We start from the raw sequence: 26,260 nt of genomic DNA, 5'->3' as shown, positions 1-26,260 counted from the left end.
GCGCTCCCGGCGTGGTGGACAACCCGACGCTCCACTCTTGTCGACAATCGCGTCCCACAGGGTAGACGCGCCTTCGGAGATTGGGGTTCGGGCCCACGTGTTCGGTAGGCTAGTCCGGCAGCGGAGCGACCTGGTGTAGGCCGTTTCGGCTGGCCCGGGCGACCTCGGGTCGCCGACGCTGCCGACCGCCGAGTCGCGGAGCGAACCGGTCGTGACGGGCCGGTGCTCTTTCGTCAACCCGGTGTCAGTGCGGGGACAACCCGCACCCGGGCGACCGCAGCGGTCGAGGAGGTTTGTTTCACGTGGCGCTCGTCGTCCAGAAGTACGGCGGTTCCTCGCTCGAGAGTGCTGATCGCATCAAACGAGTTGCCGAACGCATCGTCGAGACCCGCAAAGCGGGCAACGACGTCGTGGTCGTCTGCTCCGCGATGGGTGACACCACCGACGAGCTGCTCGACCTCGCCGGCCAAGTCAACCCGGCACCGCCCGAGCGGGAACTCGACATGCTGCTGACCGCGGGGGAGCGGATCTCCAACGCGCTGGTCGCGATGGCGGTCGAGTCCTTCGGGGTGGAGGCGTGCTCGTTCTCCGGTTCGCAGGCCGGGGTGATCACCACCTCGGCGCACCAGGACGCGCGCATCGTCGACGTCACCCCCGGCCGGATCCAGGAGGCGCTGTCCGAGGGGCAGGTCGTGCTGGTCGCAGGCTTCCAGGGTGTCGCTCTCGACACCAAGAACATCACCACGCTCGGCCGGGGCGGCTCGGACACCACCGCGGTCGCGGTGGCCGCCGCCCTGGAAGCGGACGTGTGTGAGATCTACACCGACGTCGACGGGGTCTACACCGCCGATCCGCGCATCGTGCCCGATGCCAAGCACCTCGATCGCATCACCTCCGAGGAGATGCTCGAGCTGGCCGCCACGGGCGCGAAGGTGCTGCACCTGCGCGCGGTGGAGTACGCCCGTCGCTACGGCGTGCCGTTGCACGTCCGCTCGTCTTACTCGCCCAAGCCCGGCACTACCGTGTCCGGTTCAGTGGAGGACCTTTCCGTGGAACAGGCGATGATCACCGGCGTCTCGCACGACCGGTCGGAGGCCAAGGTCACCGTGCGCGGTGTGCCGGACAACCCTGGTATCGCCGGGCGGATCTTCCGCGCCGTGGCCGATGCCGAGATCGACATCGACATGGTGCTGCAGAACGTCTCCGGCACCGAGTCCGGGCGCACCGACATCACCTTCACCGTGGCGCGCAGCAACGGTGAGGTGGCCGTGGCCGAGCTGGAGAAGATCCGCGACGAGCTCGGCTTCACCGAGGTCGTCTACGACGACAGCGTGGGCAAGGTCTCGCTGGTGGGCGCGGGCATGCGCTCGCACCCGGGCGTGACCGCCACGTTCTGCGAGGCGCTGTCCAACGCAGGCGTCAACATCGACATCATCAACACCTCGGAGATCCGCATCTCGGTGCTGATCGACGACACCGAGCTCGACGCCGCGGTGCAGGCGCTGCACGCGGCCTTCGAGCTCGGCGGCGACGAGGAAGCCGTCGTGTACGCGGGGAGTGGTCGCTGATGGCTCCGACCCTGGCGATCGTCGGTGCCACTGGAGCGGTGGGCACCGTCATGATCGACATCATCAACAACCGCGACTCGGTGCCGTGGGGCGAGATCCGGCTGATCGCCTCGCCGCGCTCGGCGGGCAAGAAGATCACCGTCCGCGGCGCGGAGAACACCGTGGTCCCGCTGGGCCCGGAGGCCTTCGACGGCGTGGACATCGCGCTGTTCGACGTGCCGGACGAGGTCTCCGCGCAGTGGGCCCCGGTGGCCGCCGAGCGCGGTGCGATCGCGGTGGACAACTCCGGCGCGTTCCGGATGGACCCCGAGGTGCCGCTGGTGGTGCCCGAGGTCAACCCGGAGAAGGTGCACGAGCGGCCCAAGGGCATCATCGCCAACCCGAACTGCACCACGCTGTCGATGATGGCGGCCCTCGGCGCGCTGCACCACGAGTTCGGCCTGCGCGAGCTGGTCGTCTCCTCCTACCAGGCGGCTTCCGGTGCGGGCCAGGACGGCATCGACCGGCTCTACGCCGAGATCGCCGCGGTCGCGGGCAAGGAGCTGGGCGCCAAGGCGGGCGACGTCGCCGAGGCGCTGGCCGCTGCCGGCCTGTCCGAGGAGACCCCGTTCAAGGCCCCGCTGGCGCTCAACGTGGTGCCGTGGGCCGGTTCGCGCAAGGACGACGGCTGGACCTCCGAGGAGCTCAAGGTCCGCAACGAGTCCCGCAAGATCCTCGGCATCCCGGAGCTGAAGGTCTCCGCGACCTGCGTTCGGGTGCCGGTGCAGACCACGCACTCGCTGGCGGTGCACGCCACCTTCGAGCACGAGGTCACGGTCGAGCAGGCGCACAAGGTCTTCGGCGACCAGCCGACCATCGTGCTGCGGGACGACCACGACAACGAGGTCTTCCCGACCCCGGCCGAGGTCGTCGGCGCCGACCCGACCTACGTCGGTCGCGTCCGCCAGGCGCTGGACTTCCCGAACACCCTGGAGTTCTTCGTCTGCGGCGACAACCTGCGCAAGGGCGCGGCGCTGAACACCTACGAGATCGCCGAAACGCTCGCGAAGTGAGCTGAAACCCGGCGGCACCGAGGCGCCTTTCCCCTGGCCGCAGGGGGAAGGCGCCTCTATTGTTCGCGGGGCGGACGGATAACAACGCTCGAAGGTGTGGTCGAGCGGGCTTCTGTCCGAACGGGGGATGTGGGCGCGTGGCAGGCGCCGCTATCAATGGAGGCATGTCCGTGATGACCTGGCCCGATCACCTGTTGACCCTGGCTGAGTTCGACGAGCTTCCCGAGGACAACTCGCGGCGCTACGAGCTCCAGGAAGGCGTCCTCCAAGTGACCCCGAAAGCAGCCGGCTTCCACCAGTTCGTCCTCACCCGGTTGTCCGCTGCGCTCGATCGCGCGCTGCCCGAAGGCTGGGCCGCGATCAGCGAACCGGAGGTCGTGATCGCCGAGACGTTCCCTCCCACGGTCCGGGTTCCGGATGTGATCGTGGTGAGCCTCGACCGGGTCCTGGAACGGCCTGCGAAACTCCACGCCCAGGACGTGGTTCTCGCGGTCGAGGTTCTCTCGCCGGGCTCGCAGCGAGCGGACAACATCGTGAAGCGGGCTGAATACGCCGAGGCCGGCATACCCGCGTACTGGAGCCTGGACATCCGCGAACGGCCGACGCTCTCCGCCCAGCGCTTGGTCGACGGCGTCTACAAGACGGACTCGGACGGACCGGGCGTGTTCATGACCGAGCACCCGTTCGACCTGCGGATCGATCTGGACGCGCTGGGTACTCGCGTCGTTCCCCCCGAAGCGGGAGTGATTCCGGGCACTGTGCCTGTGCTGAGCTGTGCTTATCCGCCCGGATAGGTTGGGGACATGAGTTCAGTCCCGGTCGTGCTGGGTGTCGATCTCGGCACCACGGCAACCAAGGTCGTCGCCGCAGGAACCGACGCGCAGGTGCTGCACCAGACCGAGCGCGGGTATCCGCTGCACACCGACGAGTCCGGTGAAGCGACCCAGGACGCGGGCCAGGTCCTCGCCGCGGCCGTCGAGGCGCTCGCCGAGTGCGTCGAGTGGGCCCGCGAACACGGCCACGAGGTCGCCGGGCTGTCGTTCAGCTCCGCCATGCACACCCTGGTCGGCCTGGATTCCGCGGGCGAGCCCGCGACCCGCGCGTTCAACTGGGCCGATACCCGGGCCGCCGAGGCCGCGGACGCGCTGCGCGCGGACCACGGCACCGCTTCCGCGCTGCACCGGGCCACCGGGACCCCGGTGCACACCCAGTCGGTCATGGTGAAGCTGTCCTGGCTGCACGGGGCCGGCCGCGAGCTGATCGGCGACGCGGTCCGCTGGTCGGGACTCAAGGACTACGTGGTCGCCGCCTTCACCGGCGAGTTCGTCACCGAGCACTCGCTGAGCTCCGGTACCGGTCTGCAAGACATGGCCTCGTTGCGCTGGCACGAGCCCGCGCTGGAGGTCGCCGGGATCCGCGCCGAGCAGCTGCCCGAGCTGCGCTCGTCCACCGACGCGCTGCCGCTGGCTCCGAAGATCGCTGCGGCGGTCGGGCTGCCCGCGGGTCTGCCGGTCGTGCTCGGCGGTGGGGACGGTCCGCTGGCCAACCTGGGCGTCGGCGCGGTGGCACCCGGCGTGGCGGCCCTGTCGCTGGGCACCAGCGGGGCGCTGCGGGTCACGCGGGATCAGCCGGGCGTCGACGAGCGGTGCCGCACGTTCAGCTACGCGCTGGCCGACGGCCTGTGGGTGATCGGCGGGGCGGTGAGCAACGGCGCCGTCGTCGGCGCGTGGGCCGGCGAAGCCTTCGGCGTCGACGTCGCCCCGCTGCTCGAGGAGGCCGCCGACGTGCCAGCCGGGGCGGACGGGCTGATCGCCCTGCCGTACCTGCTCGGCGAACGGGCCCCGTGGTGGGAACCGGGCATGACCGGCGCGTTCCTCGGCCTGCGCCGCTCGCACGGCCGCGCCGAGATGACCCGCGCGGTCGTGGAGGGCGTCGCGCAGCAGCTGGCGCTGGTCCGGGACGCGGTCGCCGATTCCGGTGCGGCGGTGCGCGCGGTGCGCGCCACCGGTGGTGGTTTCCGCAGTCGCGTCTGGGCCGAGGCGATCGCCTCCGCTCTCAACATGCCCATCTCGCTGGCCGAGGGCAGCGGTGGCTCCGGTCTCGGCGCGGTGCTGCTCGGCTGGCGCGCGCTGGGCGAGTACGACTCGCTGGAGTACGCCGCGAAACTCGTGGCCATGGAAGGCGAGGCCGATCCGGACCCGGCGGCGGCCGAGCTGCTGGCCGCGCGGCGACCCTTCATCGACAGATTCCACGAAACCCTCAAATCCCTCCCGAACTAGGTTCTGTGCGGGGTTTGCGTGGCGGTGCCCGGAGCGGAACCTGACGCGTCGTGCGGCTGCGGGATCCGCTCCTCGGGTAGCGGCCCTACGCGGCGTCGCGGCTGTCCTCGCCACACGACGCGTCAGAACCCGCGGCGGTGCGGGTTGAGTCCCACGCTTGAGATGGCGGCTGCCGCCGCACGCCGCGAGGATCTCCAAAAGCGAGCCGCGCGGGCGTTCGCGCGCTGACCCGCGGGTCAGTCGGCGATGATCTCTTTGAGCTTGGTGAGCAGTTCTTCCCGGCTCGAGCAGCCCAGGCGCTGCTTGATTCTGCCGATGTGGTGCTCGACCGTTTTGGCCGAGATGAACAGGCGCTTGCCGACCTGCTTGTAGGTCAGGCCCGCGATCACCAGCTCGGCGACCTCCTTCTCGCGGTCGCTGAGCAGTTCCGCGTCGGTGCCGGAGGTCTGCACCGCGCGCGGGCGCTGGGGCTTGCCCTGCAGGGAGCGCGCGCACTCCAGCAGCGAGAGCATCGCCCGGCGGTCGGTGGTGCGCAGTGCGGCCTGCCCGGCCAGGCGGGCGCCGTCCCAGGCCAGGCCCGCCGCGTGCAACGCCCGCGATGCGCTCTCGGTCCGCTCGTGGTCGACGTCGCCGTCGAGCACCCGCAACCACACGCCTGCCGCATCGGCCATCGCCGAGGCGAGCGGGTTGTGCTGGGCGAACTCGCCGAGACCGGTTGCGAATCGGCGCATCTCGTCCCGGTCTTCCAGGACGATGGCCGCCTGCAGGCGCTTCCACCACAGCATCGAAGTCCACAGCGGGGGATGACCCAGCCGCTCCAGCAGGGCTTCGGCCTCGGTGAGGTGCGGTGCGATCCAGCCCTGGTCGCGCAGCCGCGCGCCGGCGACCACCAGTTCGCCGAGCGGTAGCAGGCTGAACAGGTCCACCGCGTGCTCGGTGACCACCTGCCTGGCCAGGGTGCGGGCGTTGGCCAGCATCCCCATGTCGTTGTCACGGCTGGCGATGCCCGCCGCGATGGCCACCGCCATCAACCGGTCGCGGACCGCGTTCTCGGCCACCGCAGGAACTTTCGCGCGCGCGGTGATGGTGTCGCCGCGCATCAGCGGGAGCCAGGCGGCCAGCAGCCGATGCCGGTTCTGCAGCAGCGCGCCACCCGCGCCCGCCTCCAGCGCCTTGTCCAAAGTGGATTCGGCGACCTCGAGCTCACCGCAGTGCAGCGCGACGAGCGTCGCCAGCGCGGCAGGGCTGTCCGGGATCGGTGCGGTGCTCTTCGGCTCGGCGAGCGAAGCGGCGCGCACCAAAGTGGACAGCGAGTTGGTCGCGGTCCCGGTGATGGACTCGCGGACCCCGGTGGCCAGTTGCGCGGCGGCGCCGGACGACGACGTCGGCGGTCCCGCGTCGTCGTCCGCCTCGAGCAGCGCGTCGGCATCGGCCAGCCGCCCTGAGCCGATCAGACCGACTGCCGCGTAGGAGGAATCCCCTGGCCAGTTCAGCTTCTTCACCGACCAGCGGCACATCTCCGCGGAACGCTCCAGCAGTCCGCGCTGCGCGAGCACGCCCGCAGCGACCTGCGCGCCCAGCGCTCGTTGCGGGATCTGCTCGTCGACGATCACCTGGTCGGCCAGTCGCAGGGCCTCGTCCAGATCGCCCGCCACTGCTGCCGCGCGAGCCTGCCGCGCGAGCACGGACGAGGCCGGTGAGCCCGCGGAGACCGCCGCCGCCAACAACTTCGGCGCCAGCCGCGGTGCCACTTGGAGCGCTTCCTCCGCGGCGTGTTCGAAGGCCGAGGCCAGCGTGGCCTCCGGCAGCAGCGCCATCGGCGCGTCCAGCAGCGGCGCCACCAGCGGCAGCACCGGACCGCTCCGGCTCATCTGCAGTTCCACCAGACGCCGGGTGATGCGCAACCGCCGATCCCAGTTGCCCAGCCGCAGCACCGCCGCGCGCACGATCGGCAGCAGCGCGTCCTCGGCGTTGACCATGCTCGCCAGCCGCATCGCGGTCAGCGCGGAGCCGACCTGCCGGGTGTCCAGCTCCAGCACGGAGGCCAGCAGGTCCGGGTGCGGCATGGCGCCGACGGCCATCGCGGTCGCGCACTCCCAGCCCGCCTCGCCCAGCTGGTCCAGCTCGTGCCCGAACAGGTCCAGAGCGCGGTCGGGCAACCGGGTTTCGCCGGGTACTGCGGTGGCCAGCAGCCGCGTGACGTAGCGGGGCACTCCGCCGGTCTGGGTCTGCACCCAGCCGACCCAGTCCAGCGCCGCACCACCGGTCTGCTCGGCGATCTCCTCGACTCCCAGGGCGGAGAGCTGCACCGGCGCGCCGAGCTCTTCGACGAGCTCACCGAGCGCGGCGCTGCGCGGGCCCGGGCGGTAGGCGACCAGCAGCCGGGCCCCGGGCGTCGCGGCGATCTCGCGCAACTGGCGCAGCAGGTCGTCGTCGAGGCGGTGCGCGTCGTCGATCAGCACCGCGCCTTCGTCGGCCCGGTCGAGCTCGGCCGCACCGAGCACGCGCACGCCCGCGGTCTCGTAGGTGCGGGCGAGCTGGCTCAGCAGGGTGGTCTTGCCGAACCCTCCCGCTCCCTGGATTCCCGCCACGACCGGCGCGGCGGGGTCCGCCGCGATCGCCGAGCGCAGTCCGGGCGCGTGCCCGTCCGGGAGCAGGGCGGTGCGGGAAGTCGTCGAGTGATTCACGCCTGCCTTCCTTGTCGTCCGTCACCGGCCGGCCGCGGCGGTCAGTTGGCTGACGGTGGATTGTTCGGATCCGGTTGCTCGCGTTGCCGATCCGTTAGGGGCATTCCAGTACGCGGCGGTAGCGGCATGCGGTGCGGGAGTCAGCCGGCACCGCGGCGGGTTCTCAGGCGTGGTCGGGCGCGGACAGCCGCAGCGCCGCGCAGGCCGCTGCTCGAGTCGCGGATCCCGCAGCCCGGCGGCGTCCGAGGTTCCGCTACCGGCACCGCCACGCAAACCCCAAACTGAAACATCTCCTTAGCTCGGCCGGTCCGCCCCGAAGTGCAGGACGGTCTGGAACAGGGTCAGCACGCCCTTGAACGAGGTGTCCTCGGCGAAGAACGTGATGAGCACACCGATGAGCACCAGCGCCGCCGCGACGGACAGCTTGATGTACTTCATCCGCTTCGCCTTGTTCTCGTCGGGCGGCTCGATCGGCATCGGTTCGACCTCGATCGGAGGCCGCTCCACCGGTTCCGGTTCGTCGTCGTAGGGGACGGCGTCGTCGACTCCCTCGACGGCCATGAGCACGCTCGTCTCGGCCACCGAACCCTGATCGGTGTCCGTGGTCAACACCTTCGAAGCGGCCACCGCGGCACCGCGGGCGGCGGCCAGCTCGGGGGCGGCGTCGACCAGCGGCGGCTGTTGGAGTCGTTCGCCGACCAGGTTCTGCAGCAGCGGGACGCGCGCGGTGCCACCGGCCAGGATCACCGTCTCGACGTCCTCGGTCCGCAGCGAGACCGACTGCGCGGCCTGCGAGATCAGTTCGGGCACCCGTTCCAGGTGCGGCCGGGCCAGCTGCTCGAACCGGGTGCGCGAGAGCGCGAACTCGGTGCGCCCGGCGGGCAGGTCCAGCCACATCGAGATCCCGGGCTGCCGGGACAGCGCTTCCTTCGCCCGCACGCACTCGTTGCGCAGCGCGGTCAGCGCGGCCCGCTGCGCCGGGTCGCCGGGGTCCAGCGAGTCCAGTTGCTCGCCGAAGCCCTCGCGCAGCAGTCCGACCAGCTCGTCGTCGAGGTCCTGCCCGGACGGGTGATCGGAGTGCAGCGGCGAGCCGACGAACTCGAAGGAGGGCGCGCGCCTGCGCAGCACGGTGATGTCCGTGCTGCTGCCGCCCACGTTGGCGACGACGAGGGGATGGTGCTCCTCGAGCTTCTGCTTGGCCGCGTAGTCCACGGCCACCGCCATCGGCTCCGGGACCATGGTCACCTCGCTGAGCCCCAGCTGCGCCAGCGCCTGCTGCACCAGGCGGATCCGGTGCGGGCCCCAGGTGGAGCTGTGCGCGACGGCGATGTGCTCGGGCGGGTGTCCCTGGTGATGCGTGACGGTGTCGGCCACCCACTCGATCATCGCGGCGACCAGCCGCTGCGGGGGTACGAACTCGCTGCCCACCACCAGGGGCAGGTCGTCGCCGAGCCGGGTGGTGAACCCGCGGGCGACCCACTCGTGGTGGTTGATCTCCTGCCGGGCCGCGGCTTCCCCGGCGACGAAGGAACCGTCCTGAACCCGGCACAGCACCGTGGGGACCACGGGCCCGGTGCCTGCCAGCGGAACGGGCGTGGCAGCCGCCCACTGGCTGCCATCCCGCCTGGCGGTGGCGGCGGTCGTCACCGTCGAGCCGAGGTGAACGCCCAGGACGTAAGGCATGCAATCCCTTCGTGTGCGGTGCGGCGCGCAGCTGCAGCGGCGGGCCGCCCTAGCTGCGGTGTCACACAATTTAGCGGTACTCGGTCACGGAGCGGCTTCAGCATCCCCCATTGACCCCCTAACGGGGTACTCAAGTAAGCCCCTAATAGAGATTGAGATGACTAGGAGTCGTACCCGATGTTGGGGGGAGCCTGCGCTCATAACGTGATCAAGACAGGAGTGAGGGACGGCAAGACCTCACTCGGTTTCAACCGCCGAGTAACGCTGAGCATCGGGAGGTCCGACGATGGCGAACACTCAGCACCCCGCCGGTCCTGCCGAGTCCCACATCTCCGCCCCCGGGACGCACTCCGCCTCCGGTCAGGCCGCGGAGCCGACGCTGCACGAGTTCCTCACGCACCTCGTCAGCGATCCGGCAGCCCGGTCGGCCTTCGACACTGATCCGCAAACCACGCTGGATCGGTTCGGACTCGGGGATATGAGCGCGACGGACGTGCTGCAAGCCACGTCACTGGTCCTCGACTACGCGCCGGTCGAGGTTGTCAACGCGTACGAGCGCTCCCTCTCGGGCAGCGTGGAGAAGTTCGCCGCGCATAGCCAGTTCGTCGCGATCAATGAACTGCATCCCGCACATCCACACGAGCAGGAAGAACTCAGCATGCTGCAGAACACCCCCCAGCCCGGCGACGACTTCGGCAAGGGCGGCGACGTCGACGCCGACATGCCGCAGCAGAACACCGACGTCGACATCGAGCACAACGACGTCGACTCGCACAACGTCGTCAACGTGCACGACGTCCTCAGCGACAACACCATCCTGAGCGGCAACGACATCAGCATCGGCGACAGCCTGAACCTGTCCGCCGTCTCCGAGTCGGTCGGCTCGGTGACCAGCACCGCGACCAACGTGGTCGACCAGTCCGTGAACCTCACCGGTGGTATCGGCAACGTCGTGCACGGCGACGTGACCGGTGTGGTGGGCGACGTCGCCTCGGGCGACGCGACGAACGTGGTGAACAACGTGGTTTCGGAGGCCCCCGTCTTGGGCGACTTGGACGTCAACAGCACGGTGAACAACGTGACCTCGGGCAACGTGTCCGACGTCGTGTCGAGCGCCCCGATCGTGGGTGACGTCGCTTCCAACGTGACCGGCACCGTTTCCGAGGCCCCGGTCGTGGGTGACGTCGTCGGCGACGTGACCTCGGGCGACGTGACCGGCGTGGCCGGCGACGTGACCTCCACCGTTTCCGAGGCCCCGGTCGTGGGCGACGTCGTCGGCAACGTGACCTCCGGCGACGTGACCGGCGTCGTGAACGACCTCCCGGTCGCGGGCGACGTGGCGGGCACCGCCACCGGCCTGGCCGGCGGCCTGCCGGTCGCGGGCGACCTGGCCGGGGGCGCCGCCACCGGCGACGTCGTGGGCACCGCCACCGGTGTTGTCGGCGGCCTGCCGGTCGCGGGCGACGTGGCGGGCACCGCCACCGGCCTGGCCGGCGACCTGCCGGTCGCGGGCGACCTGGCCGGCGACGCCGCTTCTGGCGACGTCGTGAACAACGTCGCGGGCACCGCCACCGGCGTCGTGGGCGACCTGCCGGTCGCGGGCGACGTGGCCAGCACCGCCACCGGCGTCGTCGGTGACCTGCCGGTCGCCGGTGACCTGGCCAGCAACGTGACCGACACGGTCGCGGGCGGCGACGTCACCGCGCTGCCGGTCGACGACCTCGCGGGCACGGCCGCCGACGTCCCGGCCGTCGGCGATGTGGCGGGCTCCGCCACCGGTGCGCTGGACGCCGAGGCCCACGCGGGCACCGACGCCCCGCTGGCCCCGGTCGGCGACGTCGCCTCGCACCTGCCGGCCCCGAGCGACCTGCCGGTCGCCGGCCCGGTCGCGGGCGACGCGGTCGAGGGCGTTGTCGGCACCGCCACCGACGCGCTGCCGCTGGACGGCCTGCTCTGATCGGAGTAGTCCGCTGCTGAACGCAGTGAGCGACTGAATGCCGGGGTTCACTGATGAGTGAACCCCGGCATTTCACTCATTAGGTATGAATTGCGCGACAAACCGACACCCCGAGTGTTCGGTAACGATGTGAGTTCAACCGATTGGGTTTCTCTCATCGCCGACGCAAGACACAATGGCCGCCGTGATCGAGACGGCGTTGGTGGAACTGATCGACCGCGCTACTGCCGAATGCGTCGAGCAGGAGCGCGACGATCTGCATGGCCGCTTGCGCCAGATCCGGACCAGGGTGCTCGATCCGACCCAGCTCGTGCTGGTCGTCGGCGAATCCAAGCAGGGCAAGAGCGCACTGGTCAATGCCTTGGTGAACGCTCCGGTCTGCCAATCCGGAGACGATGTCTCCACTTCCGTGCCGACCCTGGTGCGCTACTCGGATGAGCCCAGCGCCCAGCTGATCGAGCAGGAGCCGACCGGCGGGCCCGCCGCGCTGGACCGGCATCCGGTCCCGATCGAGGCCGTCGGCGAGCACATGGAGCGTGCTCTTGCTCACGGTCGGCCGGTTACTCGCAGTGAGATCGGAGTCCCCCGGGCCGTGCTGCAGAACGGCTTGGCGCTCATGGACACCCCTGGTGTGGGCAGCGTCTCGTCGCTGCTGACGTCGACGACGTTGTCGGTGGTCGCCGAGGCCGACGCGCTGCTGATGGTCTCCGACTCGACCCAGGAGCTCACGACCAACGAGCTGACCTTCCTCAAGCAGGCCACCTCGCTGTGCCCGAACATCGCGCTGGTGATGCCGAAGATCGACCGCACGCCGCACTGGCGCAAGGTCATGGAGGTCAACAAGAAGCACCTCAGCAACGCCGGGGTCTCCGCCAAGCTCTTCCCGGTGTCGGCCGACATCCGCAACCGCGCCATGCAGGCGCGCAACACGAACCTCAACGCGGAGTCCGGCTTCCCGCCGCTGCTGGAGTTCCTGCAGACCGAGCTCGCGGGCAAGCACGAGCAGTTCACCCGGCGCCTGGTCGCGCACAACGTCTCCGAGGCGCTGACCCAGATCAACGACGGGCTGCGCGCCGAGCTCGCCGCGCACGACCCGCGCACCGCGGCCGAGACGCTGGTCGAACTGGAGACCGCGCAGCGCCGCGCCGAGGAGCTGCGCCGGATCCAGGGGCACTGGCAGAAGACGCTCAACGACGGCATCAGCGAGCTGATGACCGACATCGAGTTCGACTTCCGCGAGCGCACCTGGGCCGTGCTGCACGAGGTCAACGAGATCTTCGAGGTGGCCGACCCGCAGGCCATCTGGGACGACTTCAACAGCTGGCTGAGCGCGCGGCTGACCGACGCGATCGCCGAGACCTACGGCTGGCTGGAGCAGCGGCAGGCGCGGCTCGCCGAGGCCGTCGCCGAGCAGATGCCGCAGCGGTCCGACTTGCCCGCCCTCGAACCGATCGAGTACCCGGAACCGCTCGACGACGTGCCCCGGCCGAAGCTGCCGACCGGCGCCGACTACAAGAAGTTCGACCAGGTGCTGACCGGTCTGCGCGGTTCCTACGGCGGCGTGCTGATGTTCGGTCTGATCACCACGATGGCCAACCTGCCGCTGATGAACGTGGTGTCCATCTCCGCCGGTGTGCTGCTGGGCTCCAAGAGCCTCAAGGAGGAGAAGGACTCGCGGCTGCGCCGCAGGCAGGCCGAGGCCAAGAACAACGTGCAGCGCTACGTCGAGCAGGTCATCTTCCAGGTCAACAAGGACGGCAAGGACACCATTCGCAGCGTGCACAAGGCGATGCACAAGCACTTCACCCGCATCACCGAGCAGGCGCAGCTCGAGGTCAGCCAGTCCATCCAGTCGATCAAGCGCTCGGCGGAGCGCAGCGCGGTCGACCGGGATCAGCGGGCGCGCGACATCAAGCAGAAGCTCGAGGAGATCACCGTGCTGCGCCGCCAGGTTACCCAGCTGACGCAGAACCGGATCACGGCGGCATGAGCACCGAGACCCTGCTGGAGCGGGCCCGCGGGCTCCTGCTCCGCACCATGACCTTCTACCGCGACGACCCGCGCACCTCGAGCTGGTTGCGCGGGCGCTTGGAGCGGCTGGACCAGCCGTTGCGGATCGCGGTCAGCGGCCGGGTGAAGTCCGGCAAGTCGACGCTGATCAACGCGCTGATCGGCACCGAGCTGGCGCCCGCCGACGCCGAGGAGCGCACCCAGGTCCCGACCTTCTACCAGTACGGGCCCGAACCGAAGATCATGGTGCACACGCCGCACGGCGCGGTGCAGAACGTGCCCACGTCCACATTGGACGCCGCGACGATCCGGGACCTGCAGCACTGGCGGCCGGACGAGGTCGCGCGCCTGGTCATCGAGTCCCCCACCCCGGGGCTGGAGTCCATCACCCTGATCGAGACGCCCGGCGTGGCCTCGGCGGCGGTGCAGGGCAACGGGCGCGAGGCGCTCGCGCAGATCCTGTCCGAGTCCGACGCGGTGCTGTACCTGACCCGCTACCCGCGGCAGGCCGATCTGCAGTTCCTGCAGTCGGTCAACGAGCTGCAGACCGCGCGCAGCGTGCCGATCAGCACCCTGGTGGCGTTCTCCCGGGCCGACGAGACGGGCTCCGGGGGCAGCGAGGCGCTGGTCGCCGCGGAGAAGATGACCGAGAAATTCCGCGGCGACCCGACGCTGGGCTCCTTCGCGCAGTACTTCATCCCGGTGGTCGGGCTGCTCGGTGAGGCCGCGCACTCGATGACCGAGGACGACTTCAAGATCCTGGTCTTCCTGGCCAGGCTGTCGGACAACGACCGCGAGACGCTGCTGCTCTCGGCGGAGCGCTTCGTCAAGGCAGGGCTGGAGGCCGTTCCGTCCCCGGTGCGGCAGCGGTTGCTGGAGAAGTTCGGCCACTTCGGGATCTCGCGCTGCCTGGATCTGCTGCGCGGGGGTGTGGACTCCCAGCAGAAGCTGCAGGACGCGCTGATCGACGAGAGCGGCATGAACCACCTGCGCCAGACGCTGCACGAGCAGTTCGTGGAGCGGCAGGACGCGCTGCGCGCCCGCTCGGCCCTGCTGGCGGTGGACATGGTGCTGCGCGCGAACGCGCGCCCGGGCGTGCACGTGCTGCGCGCCGAGTTCGAGCGATTGCTGACCAACGCCCACGAGTGGAACGAGCTCCGGCTGCTGTCGGCCCTGGACTCCGGGCAGGTGCGGTTCTCCCGGCCGCTGCAGGCCGAGGCGAAGCGGCTGCTCGGCGGTTCCGGCCAATCTCCGCACGCGCGGCTCGGCATGGACGACAACGCCCTGACGACCGACCTGGCGGACCAGGCCGCGGCCGCCCTCAACCGCTGGCGGGAGCAGAGCGTCAACCCCATCCTCGCCCGCACCGAGCGCGACGCCGTCCGGACCGTGGTGCGCAGCTGCGAGCGGATCATCCTGCAGCAGGCGCAGGGCGCGGCGCAGCAACCCGCTCAGCCCGCCCAGAACAGCGCTCAGCAGGCGCAGAACGGCGCTCAGCAGGCGGGCAAGCAGCCGGAGCAGCAACCGGCTCGGCAAGGACACAACGGCGGGCAGGGCGTTCGCCGGCCGTCGAATCCGCAGCCGGTGCAGGGCAACCCGGCCGCATCCCCGCAGCAGCCCGCGGCGACACCGGTGGCCCGCCAGCAACCGGCGCAGCTCGCGCAACCGGCGGCGCAGCCTGCGCAACCGGCGCAACCGGTGCAGCCGGCGCAACCGGCGCAGCCTGCGCAACCGGTGCAGCCCTCGCAGCCTGCGCAACCGGTGCAGCCCTCGCAACCGGGGCAACCGGTGCAGCCCTCGCAACCGGCGCAGCCTGCGCAACCGGCCCAGCCGGTTCAGACCGCGCAGTCCGGCGGGCAGTGGCTCAGGCCGGACGACTCCGGCCAGCAGGCCGAATCCCCCGAGCTGGTGGGGAATCGGCCCGTCCCCGAGACCGGGGAACAGGGGCGCGGCACGGGTGGCCGTCGCCGCGCGGACGAGGCGGACACCGGTACCGGTCGACGCCGTCGCGCCGACGTCGACGACGCGGAGAGCGGTTCCGGCCGCCGGCGCCGCGCCGAGGCCGACGACGGTGACACCGGCACGGGACGCAGGCGCCGCTCGACCGGCCCGGACACCGGCGGCCGCCGCTTCCACCCCGGCGTCGGTCAGTCCACCGGCAGCCACGCGAAACCCGATCCGGAGGCGGGGCCGGCGCAGTTCACCGACCCCACCCCGTCGGGGCGCCACTACCGGGACTGACGACGCGGTTCAGCGCTTGGTGAGCTGAAGGGCCGCGCGCGTGGTCCCGACGATCTCGAAGAGGGCTTCCTCGAAGCGGTGGCTGACCGGCCGGAGGTTGGCGAAGCCGTGGATGAGGTCGGCGAAGCGGCGGGCGACGACCGGGACGCCCGCGTCGGCGAGGGCCTTCGCGTAGGCCTCGCCCTCGTCGCGCAGCGGGTCGAAGCCGCAGGTGACGATGTAGGCGGTCGGCAGCTCCGCGTGGTCGTCGGCCAGCAGCGGGGACAGCCGGACGTCGCCGCGGTTGTCCACTTCCGGCTCGTAGTGGTCCATGAACCAGGTCATGTCGTGGTCGGTGAGCAGGAAGCCGCCGTTGCCGAAGATCTCTCGCGAGCGGCGCCGCACGGTGGCGTCCGTGGCCGGGTACAGCAGCAGCTGGAAGACCGGCTTCTGCATCCCGTTGCGGGTCGCGTGCAGCGAGACCGAGGCCGCCAGGTTGCCGCCAGCGCTGTCCCCGCCGATCGCGATCGCGTCGGCGCTGGAGCCCAGCTCCGCGGCGTTGTCCACGGCCCAGCGGTAGGCCGCCAGCGCGTCGTCGAAGGCGGCCGGGAAGCGGTGCTCGGGGGCGAGCCGGTAGTCCACCGACAGCACCCGGATGCCCGCGTGCTTGGCCAGGAACCGGCACAGGTCGTCGTGCGTGTCGATGTCGCCGATGACCCAGCCGCCACCGTGCAGGAACACCATCAGCGGTCCGGTCTCGGTCAGCTCCCGAGGCCGGTACAGGCGCGCGGGCAACGTGCCGTGCTCGGCGGGGATCGTGCGCTCGGCGACCACCACGCCGGGCAGCTGGGGCCCGCCCGAGGTCGGCGCGTCGGACATCGCGGTGCGGGCGGCCTCGGGCGTCGAGGCGGCCAGCCCTTCCTGCCCGCTGAGCTTCTGCAGCTTGAGCAGCAGCTGGGCGTCCAGCGCCAGTTCCTGGTCGTCGAGGCGGATCGCCGAGCCCGCGAGGACGCGCCGCAGCGGCGCGGGCAGGGCGAATACGCCGCGCAGCACGGCGCTCTGCAGCTTCTGTTCGATGGCGTTGGCCATGGGGCGTGACCTTCCCGCAAGGTGACAGTGTCGCTGTGAGATTACCCGCAGGTAGCAAAGGTCTCCGAAATTGACCTCCAGTGAACCTGAAGTCTTAGCGTGGCCTGGCAGGACGGTCAGCAGATGAAAGGATCCACGCATGAGCGTGACGGTGGTGGGGATCGGCGGATCGGTGCGGCCGGATTCGCAGTCCGAGCGAGCGCTGCACGTGGCGCTCGACGGCGCCCGGGAGTCCGGGGCGAAGGTGCAGGCCATCACCGGCACCGCGCTCTCGCTGCCGTTCTACGACCCGCAGGTTCCCGAGCGCACCGGGGCCGCACGCGAACTCGTCGAGGCGCTGCGCACCGCGGACGGGGTCATCCTCGCCTCCCCGGGATACCACGGCACGATCTCCGGGCTGATCAAGAACGCGCTGGACTACGTCGAGGACCTGCGCGGCGACGAGCGTCCCTACCTGGACGGCCGCGCGGTGGGCTGCATCGGCATCGCCTACGGCTGGCAGGCCACTGTCACGACGCTGCAGGGGCTGCGCTCGGTGGTGCACGCGCTGCGCGGCTGGCCGACACCGCTGGGAGGCGCGGTCAACTCGGCCGAGACCCGCTTCGAGACCGGCGTGGAGACCGACGCCAAGGTCACCGAGACGCTGCGCACGATCGGTCGACAAGTCGTGGACTTCGCTGCCCAGCGCGCTTGACCGATCGCCGCTGGCGTGGATTCTTCGGAGTGCGGGGGTGCTCGCGGAGCGGCACTCTCGAGGTGTCTGCTCGCGTTCGAGGAGGTCGCGCACACATGGCGGAGAAGTCCACGAAGTCCAAGTCCACCGCGAAGAAGGACACCGCGAAGAAGGACACCGCGAAGAAGGACACCGCGAAGAAGTCCGGCAAGGCCGCGAAGAAGGCGGAAGGTCCGATCACCAGCCCGCTCAGCGCCGAGGAGCGGGACATCACCGGTGGCGTCCTGCAGGACACTCTGGTCGATCTCATCGACTTGCACCTGGTCGCCAAGCAGGCGCACTGGAACGTGGTCGGCCGGTTCTTCCGCGACGTCCACCTCCAGCTCGACGAGCTGGTCACCTCGGCGCGCGGTTACGCCGACGACGTGGCCGAGCGCGCGGTGACGATCGGAGTCTCCCCGGACGGCCGCGCCGCGACCGTCGCCAAGGGGTCCGACGTGCCGGAGTTCGAACCGGACTGGCACAACGACCAGGAGGTGGTCGAGGCGATCGTCACCGCTCTGCACGAGGTCATCGCGGGCCTGCGCAAGCGCATCGACGAAACCGACAAGACCGACCTGGTCACCCAGGACCTGCTGATCGCCATCGCAGCGGACCTGGAGAAGGCCCACTGGATGTGGCAGGCCCAACTGGCGTGACAGGCCCGCTTCAGGGCTGTTCCTGGGCTCGTTCTGCGGGACGGTGCGAGCAGGGGAACCTGACACGCCGCGTGGCTGCGGGATCCGCTCCTTGAGTAGCAACCTACGCGGCGTCGCGGCTGCCCTCGCCACACGACGTGTCAGAACCCCCGGCGGTGCCGGCTGCTGAGGTGGGCTAACGGCTCCGCCGTTGCGGGCGGCTGCTTACGTGCTCACCCTGCTCGTCGGCCTCACTTTGCGTCGGGGGTGGTGACAGTTTTGCCTAAAACTGTGACGCCTCGGCGTCCGAAATGTCCGCACAGTTTTAGGCAAAACTGTGATCCCCGCTGGTGTCTCAGCGGCGGGCGCGGACGTACTGGTCCGGCCACAACACGTCGGCGCGGAGCTTGTCCGCGGCGTGCATCGGCCAGCTCGGGTCGCGCAGCAGCTCGCGGGCGAGCAGCACCGCGTCGGCCGAGCCCGCGGCGATGATCTCCTCGGCCTGCTCCGGCGCGGTGATCAGGCCGACCGCGCCGGTGGGGACCTCGGCCTCCAGGCGGACCTGGCGCGCGAAGGGAACCTGGTAACCGGAGCGCACCGGGATCTGGGCGTTCGGGATCGCACCACCCGTGGAGGCGTCGATCAGGTCGACGCCCCGCTGGGCCAGCAGCCGGGAGAGGCGGACCGTGTCGTCACCGGTCCAGCCGCCCTCGGTCCAGTCGGTGGCCGACAGGCGGGCGAACAGCGGCTTGCCCGCCGGCCAGACCTCGCGCACCGCGTCGGTGATCTCCAGCAGGATCCGCACCCGGTTGTCGAAGGACCCGCCGTAGTCGTCCGTGCGGTCGTTGACCAGCGGCGAGTAGAACTGGTGCGCCAGGTAGCCGTGCGCGAAGTGCAGCTCCACGACGTCGAAACCGGCCTCGTCGGCACGACGCGCGGAGGCGGCGAACTTCGCGGGCAGCTCGGCGATCTCGTCGGCGGTCAGCGCCCGCGGCTCGGAGAGCTCGCCGAAGGCCTCGTCGGTGGAGCTGACCGGCTGCCAGCCGCCCTCCGACTCCGGCACGGCGTGCTCGCCCTCCCACGGCCGGGCAGTGGAGGCCTTGCGGCCCGCGTGCGCGAGCTGCACGCCGGTGGCCGCGCCCTGCTCGTGGATGAAGTCGTTGATCCGACGCCAGGCGGTGACCTGCTCGTCGTTGTACAGCCCGGTGTCCTGCGGGCTGATCCGGCCTTCCGGCGCCACGGCGCTCGCCTCGGCGATCACGAGTCCGGCGCCGCCGGTGGCGAAACGCCCCAGGTGCACGAAATGCCAGTCGTTGGGCACGCCGTCGGTGGCCGAGTACTGGCACATCGGCGAGACCCAAGCGCGGTTGCGGATGGTCAGGTCGCGCAGCTTGATGGGTTCGAAGAGATGACTCACGACCAGTCCGACCGTTAGCGCCGGTAAGTTATTCCGGTCCGCGAAGCCCTCGTCGGGTTTGTCACAGGCCGCTCAACAGGTGGGATCCGGTGCGGGGCAGCCCCGCCGAACCGGCCGGACGGCTTGCGCCGGGCCGGTTCAGCGGGACGCGTCGCGACCTCAGGCCAGGCCGACCGCGCGGCGGCCGAAGTGGATCTCCGCCGAGACCTGGCGCAGGGTCTCCGAAACCACCAGCGAGCCGTGGCCGGCGTCGTAGCGGTAGAACTCGAACGGGATCTCCCGCTCGCGCAGCGCATCCAGGTAGTTGAGGATCTGCTGGATCGGGCAGCGCGGGTCGTTGTCGCCCGCCAGCACCTGCACCGGAGCCCGCACCTGGTCGATGTAGGTGATCGGGGAGGCCTTCTCGTAGACGTCCGGGATCTCCTCCGGCGAGCCGCCGAACAGCGCGCGGTCGTAGGCGCGCAGCGGCTCCATCTCGTCGGCGAACGCCGAGACGTAGTCGGCAACCGGTACTCCCGCGACGCCGCCCGCCCAGCGCTCCGGCTGGAGGCCGAGCGCCAGCAGCGTCAGGTAGCCGCCCCAGGACGCGCCCGCGACGACGCTGAGCGCGGGTGTGGTCAGCCCCGCCTCGATCGCCCAGTCGTGCACCCGCGCGACGTCCTCGAGCTCGGTGGTGCCCGGGCGGCCCTCGATGGCGTCCCGCCAGGCGGAGCCGTAGCCGGTGGAGCCGCGGTAGTTGACCTCGACCACGGCGAAACCGGCGTCCAGCCAGGCCGCGCGATAGGCGGAGAACCGGTCCTCGTCGGCCGCGTGCGGGCCGCCGTGCAGGTTGAAGACCGTCGGAACCGGTCCTTCCCCCGCGCCCGCCGGGCGCGCGACCAGCGCGTGCACCGTGTCGTTCGGGCCGTACGGGACCTCGACGAACACGTCGGTGAGCGCTTCGGACCCGGGCGCGCGCTCCCCGGGCGGCGTCAGCAGCACCCGGTCCTCGCCGTCGGGGGAAACGGTGCGCACCAGCGACGGCGTCGCCGCCGAGGACCACACGTACTCCACGGCGCTGTCCGGCCGGACCGAGGCGCCCACGACCGTGCCCGGCGGGGTGGGCAGATCGGTGAGCTCACCGCTGTCCAGGTCGTAGCGGTGCATCGTGGTGCGCGCGTGGTGGGTGTGCGCGATCAGCAGCGAGCGGCCGTCCGGGAACCAGTCCGCGGAGACCTCGCCGGGCAGGTCCAGGGTGATCTCGGTTTCGGCGTCGGCCTCGACGTCCCAGATCAGCAGCTCTTCCTTGCCGCGCCGCTCGTGCAGCACCAGCAGCCGCGGATCACCGGTGACCGGAGCGAAGGCCAGCGCGTCCAGCCCCTTTCCGGGCCCATCCCACTTCTCGGCGACCTCCGATCCGTCGATGCGGAGGACCCGCAGCGCCGGGTGGCGGCTGTCCCCGTGCTCGGAGTGCGAGATGACCACCATCGACTCGTCCCAGGACAGCGCGGACAGCCCGCCGTCCTGCTCGTGCTCGTAGAGCACCTCCGGACGGCCGCCGTCGCGCCTGACCCACACGGTCAGGCCGTCATCGGTGGACATCCCGAGCCCGAGCACGGATCGGCCCAGCTCCAGGCCCGCCGGGTAACCGGCGTGCGTGCCGGGCACGGCCTCGGTCGCCTCACCGCCCTCGAAGGGCTCGACCTTCCAGCTGCCGAACTCGTCGCCGTCGGTGTCGTCGAACCACCAGACCCTCTCGCCGTCGGTCGACAACGTCCCGTGGAAGGTGCCCTGCGGGCGGTCGGTGACCTGGCGGTGCTCGTCGGAATCGCGGTCCCAGGCGTAGAGCTCCCAGGTCCCGCTGAAATTCGACACGTACAGGCTGCGCTGCGGTTTTTCCCGCGCCCAGTCCGGCAACGACACGCGCGGCGCACTGAACCGCGCCCGCCACCGCTGCTCGGCCTCGGGATCCTCGAACAACGCACTGGGAATCTTCGCCTCGGGATAAGAACTCACACCCCGATCCTGCCCGATCACCTCACCGACCACGAACCTCCCACGCTCGCGACCGGCCACTCGGTACGTGGCGTCAGCGGGTCCTGGTCCGGGCGCGGTACGCGGCCACGGCGTTGCGGTTGGCGCAGGCGGTGGTGCAGAAGCGCCGGGAGCGGTTCCGGGTCAGGTCGATCAGCACGCCTTGGCAGTTCTCGTCGGCGCACAGCGACAGGCGAGACATCTCGTCCAGGCGAATCACGTCGACCATCGCCATCGCGGTCTCCACGACGACGCGTCGGGCCAGCGGGGCGTCCCCGTCGATCGCGTGCAGGTGCCAGTCCTCATCTCCGTGGCGCACGAGCTGGGGGAGCGCTGCTGCCTCGGAGAGCATGTCGTTGACCAGGCTCGCCGCGTGGTCGCGGTCGGTGGTCAGCAGATCGCGCAGGACCGGCCGCAGCGCGCGGAGCTCCTCGAGTTCGGTTTCGTCGCGATCGCGGCGCCCGGTGTAGCGGTGCTCCGCGTACCAGGCATCGACGGCCTGCACCGTCGTCAGCGCATCCGGGTTCCCGGTGCTGTTGATGAGCGCGACGGCCGCCTGCAGAGCGGCTTCGGTGTCATGCCCAAAAATCATGTTGACATCTTACACGTGCGTCCATAGCGTCATTTGCCATGACTCAAGTAGAAGATGACAGCGCTGGTGTGCGCATTGATCGGGGATTCAACGGCGGCCTGGTGCTCGCGGTCCTCTCGGCGGCCTCGTTCGGGATGGCCGGTCCGCTGGCGCGTGGTCTGCTCGAAGCGGGGTGGAGCCCGGGTGCGGTGGTGCTCGCCCGGCTGAGCATCGGGGCCGCCGCGCTCTCGCCGTTCGCGATCATCGCGCTGCGCGGTCGTTGGGGGCTGCTGCGCACGCAGCTGCGACCGCTCCTGGTCTACGGCGCCTTGGGCTTGGCGGGCACCCAGTTCTGCTACTTCTCGGCCGTCGGCACGATGGACGTGGCTCCCGCGCTGCTCATCGAGTTCACCGCACCGATCGCCATCGTGCTGTGGTTGTGGGCCCGGCGTGGGCAGCGACCGCAGCCGTTGACCTTGCTCGGTGGCGGTGCGGCGGTGTTGGGGTTGGTGCTCGCGCTGGACCTGGCGTCGGGAGCTGAAGTCGCTTGGACGGGAGCGTTGTGGGCGTTCGCGGCGATGATCGGCAACGCGGCGTACTTCCTGATCGCGGGGGAGACCGAGGATGTGCTGCCGCCGATCGCCTTGGCCGGGGTAGGGCTGGCCATCGCCGCCGCGGTCCTCGCGGCCTTGGGCGTGATCGGGATCCTGCCCATGCACGTGAACTTCGCTGCCGCCGGGTACGCCGTCGGCGCGGGGCCCTGGTGGGTGCCGCTGCTGGCGCTCGGATTGATCTCGGCCGCGCTCGCCTACGCGAGTGGAACCGCAGCGATCCGCCGCCTCGGTTCCCGCGTGGGCTCCTTCGTCGCACTCCTGGAAGTGGTCGCCGCAGCGTTGTTCGCCTGGTTACTGCTCGACCAGCTTCCCGGGCTCTCCGTGCTGCTCGGCGGTCTGCTGATCATCACCGGCGTGGTCCTCGTCCGCCGCGCCGAACCGGCCCAGGTGCGACCTTCCCAATCCGCGTGCTGAGGGCGATCGCGAACCGGCTCTCGACGGGAGCGATGGCCCGGAGTTCCGGCGGAATCGGTCGTGCAGGTCAGCTGAAGGGCACGAGCGCGAAGCGGCCCCAGGCCACGAAGGCGGCCATCGCGAGGTAGATCAGGTCGCCCACGATGGTCGCGCGCTCGCCCCGGCGGAGGCGGGTGATCACGGCGCCGATCATCAGCACTCCGGCGCCGGTCGCGGCCAGTGGCACCAGGATCGGCGCGATGTCGAGCAGTGCAGGCAGGATCAGCCCGGCGGCGATCAGGACCTCGAGCGCGCCGAGAGCGCGGAGGGCGCCCGGGCTGAAGTCCTCGACCCAGCGCGAGGCGGCCGACATCGCGGCCATCGTCTCCCTGGGCACGAACATCTTGGAGCTGCCGATCAGGAAGACGGCGGTCAGCAATCCGGCAACGATCCACAGCGCGAGGTTCATGGTCATCGCCTCCGATCGAGGTGTTGTTCCTACCTCTCAGGACGTGCCGGAGCCCTCGTTCGTGACACCTCGCTCCGCGAGCGGGGTTACTTGTGCCGGCCCCTGGGCGGGTGCACGTCCGACAGGACCGCGCAGGTGATCACCAGCGCGGCCAGGACGAGCGCGGTCACGGCGATCTCGATGAGAATGTCGGTTGGCATGGTCAGCTCCCGGGTTCGGATACTTCGGCGGCGCTGCGGGTGCGCAGGCTCGTCAGCGTGACGGTCGCCAGGATCAGGACGATGACGCCGAGGGAGAGCAGCGTCGGCACCTGCGGAACCGCAGGCCAGATCTCGTGCGCCCAGTGCAGCACCAGCTTCACGCCGATGAACGCGAGGATGATCGCGAGGCCGTGGTTGAGGTGGACCAGCTTGGCCAGCACGGCGCGCAGCACGAAGTACAGGGCGCGCAGCCCCAGCAGGGCGAAGGCGTTGGTGGCGAACACCAGGTACGGGTCGTCGGTGACCCCGTAGACGGCGGGAACCGAGTCGACGGCGAAGACCACGTCGGTGGCGAACACCGCGACGATCACGATCGTCAGCGGGGTCAGGGCTCGCCGCCCGCTGTCCCGGACGGTGAGCCGGGTGCCGCGGTAGTCGTCGGTGACCGGCATCGCACGGCGCAGCAGGCGCACCGAGCGCATCTGCGACACGTCGCGCTCGAAGTCGGAGCCGGTAAGCGCTTCGCGAAGGATCTTGACGGCGGTGACGAACAGGATCGCGCCGAACACCAGGAACGCCCAGGTCCCCGCGTGCAGCAGCGCGGCACCGGCGGCGATGAAGACGCCGCGCAGCACCAGCGCGCCGACGATGCCGAACAGCAGCACGCGCTGCTGCAGAACCGCGGGCACCGCGAAGGCGGACAGCAGGAGCATGAACACGAACAGGTTGTCCACCGACAGCGACTTCTCCACCACGAAGCCGGTGATGAACTCCAACGCCTGACCGCGGCCGTACACCGCCCACAGGGACAGCCCGAACACCAGCGGCAGCGCCAGGTAGAACACCGACCAGCCCACGGCCTCGCGCATGGACACCGCGTGCGGCCTGCGGGTGACCAGGAAGTCCGCGCCCAGCAGAACCAGCAGCGCGCCGATGCTGGCTGCCCACAGCGAAGGCGTGCCGATCGATTCCGGGGCGGCGGCGAGGGCGAGCACAGGCGTCTCCTCGAACATCGTCGTTCGAGGTCTCCTTCGCCCGCTGGGGACGGACGGCCTCCCGGGGACATCTGCGGATGTCCGTCCTGACCGGGCAGGCCCTTGGGAAGTACTCCCCTCGAGCGCAGTATCCGGCAGCCGCGAGGACCCGGCCATTCAGGCACCTGCCCTCAGCCGGACATTTCAGGCATGTGGGTGAGATGGCGGCTCGGGCTCGCCTTCGCGAGGAAACGCCGGGCCTGCTGCGTATCCGACAGCTGCACGGGCCTGTTGCGCATGGGTTTCTGTCCAGCGGACTCCCTGATCGTCCAGGCGCATCCGGTTTCGCCGTCTCGCCCCTTGGACGGCGTCGGGGATGAGGGACACTCGGGGCATGGCTGAACGCGATCGCGATGCAAGCGGCCGGGCCCGCAATGCCCGCCCGCGGGATGGACTCGGCCGCCCGCTGCCGCACGACGCCACAGGCGTCGAGCGCATCGATGAAGACCTCGTGCTCACTCCGGAGGAGAGCCTGGAGCAGGCCCAGCGACTCCTCGACGACGGCCGCCCGTTCCACGCTCACGAAGTCCTCGAAGGGGCGTGGAAGACCGCCCCCAGCGCCGAGCGTGCTCTGTGGAAGGGGCTGGCCCAGCTCGCCGTCGGCCTGACGCACCTGCATCGGGGGAACGCCGCAGGAGCCACCGCCCTGTTGCGCAGAGCGCGCGACCACATCCAGCCCTATGGCCAGCAATTCCCGCACTCCATCGCAGTGGACCGGCTGGTCGAGTTCGCTGCCGACCTCGCCGACGACATCGAGCAGGGCGGTATCGCTGCGGTTCCGCACAATCGACTGACTCCCGTGCTGCGCACGGCTGCGGACTTGCCCGAACACCATTGATCGCCCGTCCTGGCTTCCACCACTTCGACGCGGAGGTGCCGTCGCTCGCAGCCGACTTGCGCGCGACGCTTCCGACCGGCCGCGCACCGGTGCGGCGTCCGAGGCGGCGCTGTCAGCACGAACTGGGTTGATCACGATTCATCAGCAGGCCGGCGGGTGATGATCGGGAGTTGAGATGCGCGCAGACGTCGGTGCGGACCACCGCATGCGGAGTCGCGGAATCATTGCTCTCGGCGTGCTGTGGGCGCTGGCTCTGCTCTGTTGGATCGCCCTGCTGGGGGTCGAGTGGTACTTCACCGGTCCGACGCGTGCCCGTTGACGCCCTCCTCGTCCCCGCGCGGAACTCCCGAGTGGTCGTGGCTTCCGCCGGGACGCACCTGCACGTGGCAGTTGCCCGAGGGCACGCACACCGACACCCCGTCGCTGGCGCGCGTGGGTATCGCGCTGCTGCTCATCCTGTGGGGCGCCAGCCTGCTGCTGCTTCGTCGCACCCGGAACGCGGCGTAGGCGGGGCGGAAGGCGCAGATCTCGGATGGCGGAGCGTCAGGCGGTGGTCCGTGCTGCCGCGCAGCTCGACGCATCCGATCGGCATCCCGCTGGGGCCATCCGCTCCAGCACTGCGCCGCAGCCTGATCGCGGTAGGTGGCGGTGCTGTTGGCGTTCTTCGGCTCCGGCAGCTTTGTCGGTGACGTGTTGCCGGCCCCTGCCGCCAGCACCGGCGGGTGGCCATGAGCCCCGCCCCGAGCTTCGGGTGATCGCCCGGTGGGAATTTCTGTGATCGCGGCTGTAGACATCATCGCTTGGTCTTGTTACTGT

General features: G+C 70.5%; 20 protein-coding genes. 12 read left to right on the top strand and 8 right to left on the bottom strand.

The window, feature by feature from the left end; all coding sequences use genetic code 11:
• Positions 1-302 precede the first annotated feature (302 nt).
• The 4 genes from ABD289_RS02975 to ABD289_RS02960 all read left to right on the top strand — a co-directional run bounded on the left by ABD289_RS02975 (position 303) and on the right by ABD289_RS02960 (position 4,899).
• Positions 303-1,568 (top strand): aspartate kinase, encoded by a 1,266-nt coding sequence (locus ABD289_RS02975; RefSeq protein WP_344126233.1) that lies wholly within the window; start codon positions 303-305, stop codon positions 1,566-1,568.
• Positions 1,568-2,620, top strand: coding sequence for an aspartate-semialdehyde dehydrogenase (locus ABD289_RS02970; protein ID WP_344126231.1), 1,053 nt, complete (start codon positions 1,568-1,570; stop codon positions 2,618-2,620). The genes ABD289_RS02975 and ABD289_RS02970 overlap by 1 nt, the downstream gene beginning before the upstream one ends.
• 164 nt (positions 2,621-2,784) lie before the next feature.
• Complete coding sequence (locus tag ABD289_RS02965) at positions 2,785-3,414, top strand: Uma2 family endonuclease (protein ID WP_344126228.1); 630 nt, start codon at positions 2,785-2,787, stop codon at positions 3,412-3,414.
• Positions 3,415-3,423: 9 nt separating this feature from the next.
• Positions 3,424-4,899 carry a gluconokinase gene (locus ABD289_RS02960; protein ID WP_344126226.1) on the top strand — a complete coding sequence of 492 codons (1,476 nt, stop codon included), beginning with the start codon at positions 3,424-3,426 and terminating at the stop codon, positions 4,897-4,899.
• A 236-nt stretch (positions 4,900-5,135) separates the two neighbouring features.
• Here ABD289_RS02960 and ABD289_RS02955 read toward each other — a convergent pair whose 3' ends face one another.
• Positions 5,136-7,586 carry a LuxR C-terminal-related transcriptional regulator gene (locus tag ABD289_RS02955; protein WP_344126224.1) on the bottom strand — a complete coding sequence of 817 codons (2,451 nt, stop codon included), beginning with the start codon at positions 7,584-7,586 and terminating at the stop codon, positions 5,136-5,138.
• Positions 7,587-7,880: 294 nt separating this feature from the next.
• Complete coding sequence (locus ABD289_RS02950) at positions 7,881-9,269, bottom strand: Hsp70 family protein (protein ID WP_344126222.1); 1,389 nt, start codon at positions 9,267-9,269, stop codon at positions 7,881-7,883.
• Positions 9,270-9,555: 286 nt separating this feature from the next.
• Between ABD289_RS02950 and ABD289_RS02945 the strand changes: the two genes are divergently transcribed.
• The 3 genes from ABD289_RS02945 (at position 9,556) to ABD289_RS02935 (ending at position 15,477) form a co-directional block, all read left to right on the top strand.
• Entirely contained in the window at positions 9,556-11,226 is a 1,671-nt protein-coding gene (locus tag ABD289_RS02945) for an IniB N-terminal domain-containing protein (protein ID WP_344126220.1), read from the top strand.
• 184 nt (positions 11,227-11,410) lie between these two features.
• Entirely contained in the window at positions 11,411-13,216 is a 1,806-nt protein-coding gene (locus ABD289_RS02940; protein WP_344126218.1) for a dynamin family protein, read from the top strand.
• The gene (locus tag ABD289_RS02935; protein WP_344126216.1) at positions 13,213-15,477 is read left to right on the top strand and encodes a dynamin family protein; all 2,265 of its coding nucleotides are present in this window, start codon (positions 13,213-13,215) and stop codon (positions 15,475-15,477) included. Before ABD289_RS02940 ends, ABD289_RS02935 begins: the two co-directional genes overlap by 4 nt.
• 9 nt (positions 15,478-15,486) lie before the next feature.
• On the opposite strand, the gene ABD289_RS02930 is transcribed toward ABD289_RS02935, so the two are convergent.
• Positions 15,487-16,545 (bottom strand): alpha/beta hydrolase, encoded by a 1,059-nt coding sequence (locus tag ABD289_RS02930; RefSeq protein WP_344126214.1) that lies wholly within the window; start codon positions 16,543-16,545, stop codon positions 15,487-15,489.
• A 139-nt stretch (positions 16,546-16,684) separates the two neighbouring features.
• On the opposite strand from ABD289_RS02930, the gene ABD289_RS02925 reads away from it, so the two are divergent.
• Positions 16,685-17,239, top strand: a complete 555-nt coding sequence (locus ABD289_RS02925; protein ID WP_344126212.1) for an NADPH-dependent FMN reductase — start codon at positions 16,685-16,687, stop codon at positions 17,237-17,239.
• Positions 17,240-17,334: 95 nt separating this feature from the next.
• Complete coding sequence (locus ABD289_RS02920) at positions 17,335-17,916, top strand: Dps family protein (protein ID WP_344126210.1); 582 nt, start codon at positions 17,335-17,337, stop codon at positions 17,914-17,916.
• A 334-nt stretch (positions 17,917-18,250) separates the two neighbouring features.
• Here ABD289_RS02920 and ABD289_RS02915 read toward each other — a convergent pair whose 3' ends face one another.
• From ABD289_RS02915 to ABD289_RS02905, 3 genes are all read right to left on the bottom strand, one after another.
• The gene (locus ABD289_RS02915; RefSeq protein WP_344126208.1) at positions 18,251-19,312 is read right to left on the bottom strand and encodes an NADH:flavin oxidoreductase/NADH oxidase; all 1,062 of its coding nucleotides are present in this window, start codon (positions 19,310-19,312) and stop codon (positions 18,251-18,253) included.
• Between the two features lie 159 nt (positions 19,313-19,471).
• Positions 19,472-21,307 (bottom strand): S9 family peptidase, encoded by a 1,836-nt coding sequence (locus tag ABD289_RS02910; RefSeq protein ID WP_344126206.1) that lies wholly within the window; start codon positions 21,305-21,307, stop codon positions 19,472-19,474.
• A 73-nt stretch (positions 21,308-21,380) separates the two neighbouring features.
• The gene (locus tag ABD289_RS02905; RefSeq protein WP_344126204.1) at positions 21,381-21,917 is read right to left on the bottom strand and encodes a CGNR zinc finger domain-containing protein; all 537 of its coding nucleotides are present in this window, start codon (positions 21,915-21,917) and stop codon (positions 21,381-21,383) included.
• A 38-nt stretch (positions 21,918-21,955) separates the two neighbouring features.
• On the opposite strand from ABD289_RS02905, the gene ABD289_RS02900 reads away from it, so the two are divergent.
• Positions 21,956-22,924: an EamA family transporter gene (locus ABD289_RS02900; protein ID WP_344126202.1), complete on the top strand. Its 969-nt coding sequence runs from the start codon at positions 21,956-21,958 to the stop codon at positions 22,922-22,924.
• Positions 22,925-22,991: 67 nt separating this feature from the next.
• Here the strand turns inward: ABD289_RS02900 and ABD289_RS02895 are convergent, their stop codons facing one another.
• Positions 22,992-23,378, bottom strand: coding sequence for a DoxX family protein (locus ABD289_RS02895; RefSeq protein ID WP_425564536.1), 387 nt, complete (start codon positions 23,376-23,378; stop codon positions 22,992-22,994).
• A gap of 196 nt (positions 23,379-23,574) precedes the next feature.
• The gene (locus tag ABD289_RS02890) at positions 23,575-24,585 is read right to left on the bottom strand and encodes a TerC/Alx family metal homeostasis membrane protein (protein ID WP_344126200.1); all 1,011 of its coding nucleotides are present in this window, start codon (positions 24,583-24,585) and stop codon (positions 23,575-23,577) included.
• 355 nt (positions 24,586-24,940) lie between these two features.
• On the opposite strand from ABD289_RS02890, the gene ABD289_RS02885 reads away from it, so the two are divergent.
• Both ABD289_RS02885 and ABD289_RS02880 read left to right on the top strand, forming a co-directional pair.
• Positions 24,941-25,444, top strand: a complete 504-nt coding sequence (locus ABD289_RS02885) for a DUF309 domain-containing protein (RefSeq protein ID WP_344126198.1) — start codon at positions 24,941-24,943, stop codon at positions 25,442-25,444.
• A 315-nt stretch (positions 25,445-25,759) separates the two neighbouring features.
• On the top strand, positions 25,760-25,951 hold the full coding sequence (locus tag ABD289_RS02880) for a hypothetical protein (RefSeq protein ID WP_344126196.1): 192 nt from the start codon (positions 25,760-25,762) through the stop codon (positions 25,949-25,951).
• The last annotated feature ends 309 nt before the right edge of the window (positions 25,952-26,260 follow it).

This window comes from Saccharopolyspora halophila (assembly GCF_039531955.1).
Lineage (GTDB): Bacteria > Actinomycetota > Actinomycetes > Mycobacteriales > Pseudonocardiaceae > Saccharopolyspora > Saccharopolyspora halophila.
Note: the sequence above shows the minus strand (reverse complement) of the source record. Positions and strands in the feature narration are given on the sequence as shown.